At 68.7% G+C, this 6,503-nt stretch carries 6 protein-coding genes; all 6 read right to left on the bottom strand.

Annotated features, from left to right (window positions below):
• Positions 1-6: 6 nt before the first annotated feature.
• The 6 genes from ABD810_RS27255 to ABD810_RS27280 all read right to left on the bottom strand — a co-directional run bounded on the left by ABD810_RS27255 (position 7) and on the right by ABD810_RS27280 (position 5,621).
• Positions 7-999: an NADH-quinone oxidoreductase subunit B family protein gene (locus tag ABD810_RS27255; protein WP_344946375.1), complete on the bottom strand. Its 993-nt coding sequence runs from the start codon at positions 997-999 to the stop codon at positions 7-9.
• Positions 1,000-1,046: 47 nt separating this feature from the next.
• Positions 1,047-1,850, bottom strand: coding sequence for a D-sedoheptulose-7-phosphate isomerase (locus tag ABD810_RS27260; protein ID WP_344946377.1), 804 nt, complete (start codon positions 1,848-1,850; stop codon positions 1,047-1,049).
• Positions 1,837-2,070: a HypC/HybG/HupF family hydrogenase formation chaperone gene (locus tag ABD810_RS27265; protein ID WP_344946379.1), complete on the bottom strand. Its 234-nt coding sequence runs from the start codon at positions 2,068-2,070 to the stop codon at positions 1,837-1,839. Before ABD810_RS27265 ends, ABD810_RS27260 begins: the two co-directional genes overlap by 14 nt.
• Complete coding sequence (locus ABD810_RS27270; protein ID WP_344946381.1) at positions 2,067-2,702, bottom strand: D-sedoheptulose-7-phosphate isomerase; 636 nt, start codon at positions 2,700-2,702, stop codon at positions 2,067-2,069. The genes ABD810_RS27265 and ABD810_RS27270 overlap by 4 nt, the downstream gene beginning before the upstream one ends.
• A gap of 167 nt (positions 2,703-2,869) precedes the next feature.
• Entirely contained in the window at positions 2,870-3,550 is a 681-nt protein-coding gene (locus ABD810_RS27275) for a dienelactone hydrolase family protein (protein WP_344946384.1), read from the bottom strand.
• A gap of 58 nt (positions 3,551-3,608) precedes the next feature.
• On the bottom strand, positions 3,609-5,621 hold the full coding sequence (locus ABD810_RS27280) for an erythromycin esterase family protein (protein ID WP_344946387.1): 2,013 nt from the start codon (positions 5,619-5,621) through the stop codon (positions 3,609-3,611).
• Positions 5,622-6,503 lie beyond the last annotated feature (882 nt).

Here is a 6,503-nt window from a genome sequence, read left to right on the forward strand (position 1 = left end):
GTCATGTCAGCTCCAGGGCGCTCTGTAGCCGGTGAGCAGGGCGCGGCCCTTGGTTCGCCACTTCGGCTCCTTGTCGACCGTTCTGATCGTGATGCCGCGAAGCGCGCGGACGACCCCGCCGTAGACGGTGCTGACCGTCGAGGACACGTGGGCCCCCGGTGGCTCGTCCATGAACGGCATGAACTTGTCCGGGAAGCCGGGCATGGTGCACGCGATGCAGATGCCCCCGACGTTGGGACAGCCGCCGATGCCGTTCATCCATCCGCGCTTGGGGACGTTGCACTTGACGACCGGCCCCCAGCACCCGATCTTGACCAGGCACTTCGGCGAGCCGTACTCCACGGCGAACTGGCCCTGCTCGTAGTACCCGGCCCGGTCGCAGCCCTCGTGCACGGTCTGGCCGAACAGCCAGGTTGGACGCAGCGCCTCGTCCAGCGGGATCATCGGGGCCTGCCCGTTGAGCTGGTAGAGCAGGTAGAGCAGCGTCTCGGACATGTTGTCGGGCTGGATCGGGCAGCCGGGCACGTTGACGATCGGCAGTCCGGCCTTCGACCGCCAGTCCCAGCCCAGGTAGTCGGCGACCCCCATGCACCCGGTCGGATTGCCGGCCATGGCGTGAATCCCGCCGTACGTGGCGCAGGTGCCGGCCGCGACCACGGCGGTCGCCTGGGGCGCCAGCCGGTCCAGCCACTCGGGGAGGGTCATCGGCTGGCCGGTGTCCGGGTTGTTGCCGAAGCCGGACCAGTACCCCTCCTGCTTGATCGACTCGTTCGGCACGGAGCCCTCGACCACGAGCACGAAGGGTTCCAGCCCGCCGTGAGCCGCCAGGAAGTACCAGTCGATCATGGCGTCGGCACCCTGCATCGGCCCGCTGTTGAAGTCGATCAGCGGCCAGTGGACCTCGACCTTCGGCAACCCCGGGAGCGTGCCCAGCACGATGTCCTCGATGCTCGGCTGCATCGCCGCGGTGAGGGCGACGGAGTCACCGTCGCAGCTCATCCCTGCGTTGATCCAAAGTATGTGGACAACGGGCTCTTCCTGTTCCCTCACCCTGCTGTCCGCTGAGTCGGTCGTCGTGGCCATACCGCCTCCCCACTCCTGGTCTGTGTCGATGAACCCTTGGCCGCTTCCGCTCCGAGCACGTGCTGCGTGGCCTCCCACAGCACGTGGTAGAGCGTCGTCTGCGCCTCCTGGATGCGATGGACGGACGAGGACGGAATGACGAACAGATGGTCGAGGACGTCCAGCTCCGCCAGTTCGGCCAGGCGTCCTCCCTGGTAACCGGCCAAACCGACGGTCAGCATGCCCCTGCCCCACGCCTCCTCGAACGCCTGGACGAGGTTGGCGGACCCTCCGCTGGTGGACAGGCCGAAGGCGATGTCCCCCGGCCTGCCGAGCGCCGAGATCTGCCGGGCGAACACGACGTCGAAGCCCACGTCGTTGGACAGCGCGGTGACCAGGGCGATGTCACTGGTCAGGGAGAGGGCGGGCAGCGGGCGTCCGTACTGGGGACGCAAGAACGCGGTGGCGACCTCCTGGGCGTCGGTGCTGCTCCCACCGTTGCCGAAGGTGAACAGCCTGCCGCCCGCGACGAACCGCGCGGCCATCGCCTCGGCGCACTCCGCGAGCCGGTCGGCGTACATCTCGGCCACCTGCGCGCGCAGCCGTACGATCTCGCCTGTCTTCTCCTCGGTGGACCGGTTGAGGTGACCGGAGCAGGGACCCCCACGCAGGTCACCACTCCCGTCCCGCGCCAGGTCGGGGTGGAACCTGTGTGCCGCGCGACCGCCGTAGAGAAAGGGATACAGGCGGTGTATCCCGTCGGAAGACGCCTGGTCATCCTCGTCCATGGCCGCTCCCCCTCGCGATGACGGCGATGGCCTCCTTGGCGTGCACGAGCACGGTGTCACCGGCCGCCGCGTCGACCAGCGCGACGCTCACCTGCTCGTGGACGCCGCCGGTCTCGACGACGGCGAGCCCGTGGTCCATCAGCCGGATCACCAGAGCGGGCAGCGCCTCGTCGGAGCAGGTGAGGCACACGTCGGCGAGGCAGTCCACGCGATCGGTCATCTCGTCGCCTCCGGGCCGGCCGAACCGCCCACCGCAGGGGCCGCCTGGGCGTGGAAGACGTGCACCAGTTCCCACAGGACGTGGTAGGCCGTGACGTGGATCTCCTTGACCACCGCCGGGTCGCAGGAACCGGCGATGAGCACCTGGCCGGCCGCGGGACTCCGTGCGATCGCGCCTCCGTCGCCGCCCACCAGCGCCATGGTGAACAAGCCCAGATCGTGAGCGGCCTCCAGCCCGCGCAGGACGTTCGCGCAGTCCCCGTCCGGCGAGATCCCGAGCGCCATGTCGGCAGGGCCGGCCCACTGACGTACCTGGTGGGCGAAGACCTCGGCGAACCCGTCCCTGACTCCCACACCGGTGACCGTGGCGGCGTCGTTGCCCAGCGCCATCGCCGGGAGCGCGCGCTTGCCCACGACGACGGGATGCATGAACTCGACCGCGACGTGAGAGGCGTCCGTGCCCGCGCCGCCGTTGCCGAAGACGATGAGCTTGCCGCCCTGGTGGAACCTCGCCGCCATGGCGCGACACGCTTGCGCGATGCGCTCGGAATCCTCCGCGAGCCGACGGCCCGCGTCCTCTCGCCGGGTGAACGCTTCGCTGACCGCCACGCGCGTGGTCGATGTCACAGGCATGTTTACGCTCCGTTATGTACCGTAGTCGTCAGGCTACGGTGCGTACGCACGGAACCGACACCCTAAGCGGGACAACCGGGAGTAAAAGCTTGATCGTGGGGGATCGCTCCTGGTACGCCCCACACGTCCGGCAGCGAGGTGACCGACCGCTCCGGGTATGTCCTCCCCTACATCGAAGGGCGGGCCTCCCGGCGTGGCAGGCTCTTCAGATGACGGGTGAACCAGTCGCGGGCCAGACGGGCCACCTGGTCGAGCGCGCCCGGCTCCTCGAACAGGTGCGTGGCACCGGCGACGATCGCGAAAGCCGTCTCTCCGCCGAGCCGCTCCATGGCCTGCTGGTTCAGCTCGATCACGGTGGTGTCGTACTCCCCCACGATGAGCAGGGTGGGCTGGTGGACCATGGGCAGGAAGTCGCCCGCGAGGTCGGGACGGCCGCCTCGGGACACGACCGCCTGCACGGAGGCGGGCCGCTCCGCCGCGGCCACCAGCGCCGCCGCCGCGCCCGTACTGGCGCCGAACAGGCCGAGCCCCAGCTCACCGACCGGCTTGTACCCCGCGAGCCAGTCGGCCACGGCCACGACGCGCGCCGCCAGCATCCCGATGTCGAAACGCAGCGCGGCGGTGAGGGCATCGACCTCCTCCTCTTCGGGGGTGAGCAGGTCCACGAGCACCGTCGCCAGTTCGGCGGTGTGGAGCTGGGCGGCCACGTGGCGGTTGCGAGGGCTGTGGCGGCTGCTCCCGCTCCCGTGGACGAACAGCACCACACCGTGCGCGGGCCGTGGCACGACTATGTCGGCCCCCAGCGTGACACCCGCCACGGGGATCGCAAGGCTCTGGCTGACGGTCATCGCGTCCTCCTTGTCTGCGTGTCTCTTCTCCTGCCTGTCCTCCGCGTGCGTCGGGCTGTCAGACGCCGGACGGATAGGTCTCGGCGATCTCACCCACGTCCCATCGGACCGTCCGCTCCAGCGGTTCCACCGCCCGGGTCTCGTCGATGTGGATCACGGCGTCGAACTGGTCCCGGAGGCGAGCCCGGAAGTAGTGGCTGCGCCGCTCGGACTGCGGGCGGTACACGGCGGCGACCATCCGCTCCAGCCACGCGGAGTGCAGTACGTCAGCGGATCGCGGTGAGTACCTGAAGGACGTGAAGAACTCCTTCTTCCCGACCTCGTGGAACAGCTCCTCGACGCTGTCGGACATGGCGGGTCTCAGCCACTTGCGCTCGGGCGGGCCGCCCCAGCGGTCCGCCGCGGTCACCGTTCCGGTGTAGGTGGTGAGGCCGATGATGCGGCAGTCGTCCCCATGCCGCTCGCGTGCGAGCTGGCCGAGGTTGATCTCGCCGCGGCACGCCGCCTCGGTCGCCCGGGCATCGCCCACGTGGGCGTTGTGCGCCCATACGACGATCTTGGCGGGCTTCCCCCTGCGGCGGCCCAGATGTGCCGCGAGCGCGTCCAGGGTGTCGGCCATGTGGCGATCTCGCAGGTTCCAGGATGAGATCCGCCCGGAGAACATCGAGCGGTAGTGCTCGTCGGCGGTCCTCGTGGCGGCGGCGTTCAGCTCCGCGTAGAAGAGCTCGTCCTCGGCCAGCAGGCCTTCTCTTCGCGCGGACTCCATGGCGTGCCGCCGCAGGTCCACGAGCCGCCCGACGACCTCGTCCTCGCAGGCCTCACCGGCTCCGCAGGCCGCCTTGGTCGCGTATGGCAGCCCGTCCCCGCTGCCCAGGTGGTCGAAGCAGGCGTAGCGCTCACGGGCACTGGCGGCGGCGGCCGGATCTGCCTGGTCGAGGTAGGCGATCACCTCATGCATCGCCCGGTGAATCCCGAAAAGGTCGAGCCCGTAGAAGCCGGCCTTCTGGAGCTGCCCGCCCAGCCGCCGGTCGTTGTGGTCGCGCAGCCATGCCACGAAGTCCAAGACCACCGCGTTGCGCCACATCCAGCTCGGGAACCGCTTGAAGTCCCGCAGCGACTCCTCCGCGGTGACGTCCTGGCCGTGGCCCTGGACGTACCGGTTGACCCGGTAGGCCTCCGGCCAGTCGGCCTGCACCGCAACGGCGCCGAACCCCTTCTCCGCGATGAGGCGCCGCGTCATGGAGGCACGGGCCGAATAGAACTCGTGCGTGCCGTGGGAGGAGCCACCGATCAGGACGAACCGAGCGTCTCCCACCAGGTCGAACAGCGCTTCCCTCCCGGGGGTCCCGTTCTCCACCGGCCTGGCCTCCGCACGGATGGCCGTGATGTCCCCCGGAGCCTGCGCGCCGGCTCTCGCTGGCAGCGACCTCGCCGACGCGCACAGGAGGTCCCGTACGTCCTCGACGGTGACCTGGGTGAACTCCCAGTAGGACTGGTCGACCGCGAAGAACGGCGACGGGGTGGTGGCGCAGACCACCTCGTCCGCCTCCGTCTCCAGTTCCTCGTAGGTCGCCTCGGAGGCGGCGGGCACGGCCACCACGATGCGGGCCGGACGCAACCTGCGCAGGGCCTTGATGGCGGCCCGCAGGCACGCCCCGCTCGCCAGGCCGTCGTCGACCAGGATCGCGACCTTGTCCCGCACCTCGTGCGTGGTGAAGCCCTGCCTGAAGTGCCGCTCCCAGCGGGCGATCTCGCGGCCTTCCCGGTCGGCGACGTGCTCCACCACTTCCGGCGGGATGGCCAGGCCCCGGATCACGTCGTCGTTCAGCGCGATCAGGCCTTCTCCTGTGACCGCGCCCATCACGAGATCCTCCTGGCCGGGCACACCGAGTTTGCTGACGACGAAGACGTCGAGCGGGGCGCCGAGGGCTCTGGCCACCTCGTACCCCAGGGGCGCGCCCCCTCGTGGCAGTGCGAGCACCAGCAGATCCGGACGGCCGCGATAGTGGTCGAGCAGGCCGGCCAGCGCGCGGCCGGCGTCTCTCCGGTCGCGGAACAAGCGGTCAGACATCGCGGCCCCCTATCGTGCTCGGAGGCGGACCGCATCTGGCGCGCCCCGGCAGCGCCGCCGCCGGCGCGCGTCTTGGGCGGGCCTGGGCCGTACTTCGAGACTACGCCTTCTCACCGCTCGCACCCTTTGGGTGGTGCCGTACCCCTGGCATGACCGACTCCGCGCTCGGAAACCACCCAAAAAAGCGGGCTTTATACCAGCTCTAAAGATGAAATCAAGCACTGTACCGATATATGCGATGGTTACCGCGTTCCGGAATAATCTCGTTATCGCTGCGCACTACGGCGCAAGGAAAACCCGTAATTGACACGCCAAAGATCGGGACCACATAATTGCAGCAGCCCAGCGGCCACGACGAACATCCGGAACACGGAACGACCCATCCGTTCGGCCCGCGACAATATACCGATCATCCCCCGACCACGGCGAACAGCATGCGTGACGCATTCGACCAGCATGTCCGGAGTTTCGTACGACTTCCCGTCGCGTCTATTCAGTGCCAAAAGGACCGCCCCCCGAAATCACCGATATGACGTACGCGACGTGAATCATCCAGCGGCAGAACCACGACCGATCGACGGACGAGTGCCATTCATCGTATGAGCCGGAGCCATCGGTTCATGCGATCGGTGCCGGCCGCGCCGATTCGTCATGCCCTTCGAGCCTTTCATTCTCAAGATCAGCCGGTCGAAGCCGGCGACACCCGACTCAACTGCGCACGGCACCACGCCGGAGTTACCGAGTGACCCCTTGTTCCCCCGTTCAGCTATAGGGATTGGTGGTGTGGGTTGTGACAGAGACAACCGACGCGAGGACAGACACCGACAACGGCCGGGTTCAGCAGAGCCTGGCCACGGCGGCGGCCCGCAATCTGGCCACGAC

The organism is Sphaerisporangium flaviroseum (assembly GCF_039537005.1).
Lineage (GTDB): Bacteria > Actinomycetota > Actinomycetes > Streptosporangiales > Streptosporangiaceae > Sphaerisporangium > Sphaerisporangium flaviroseum.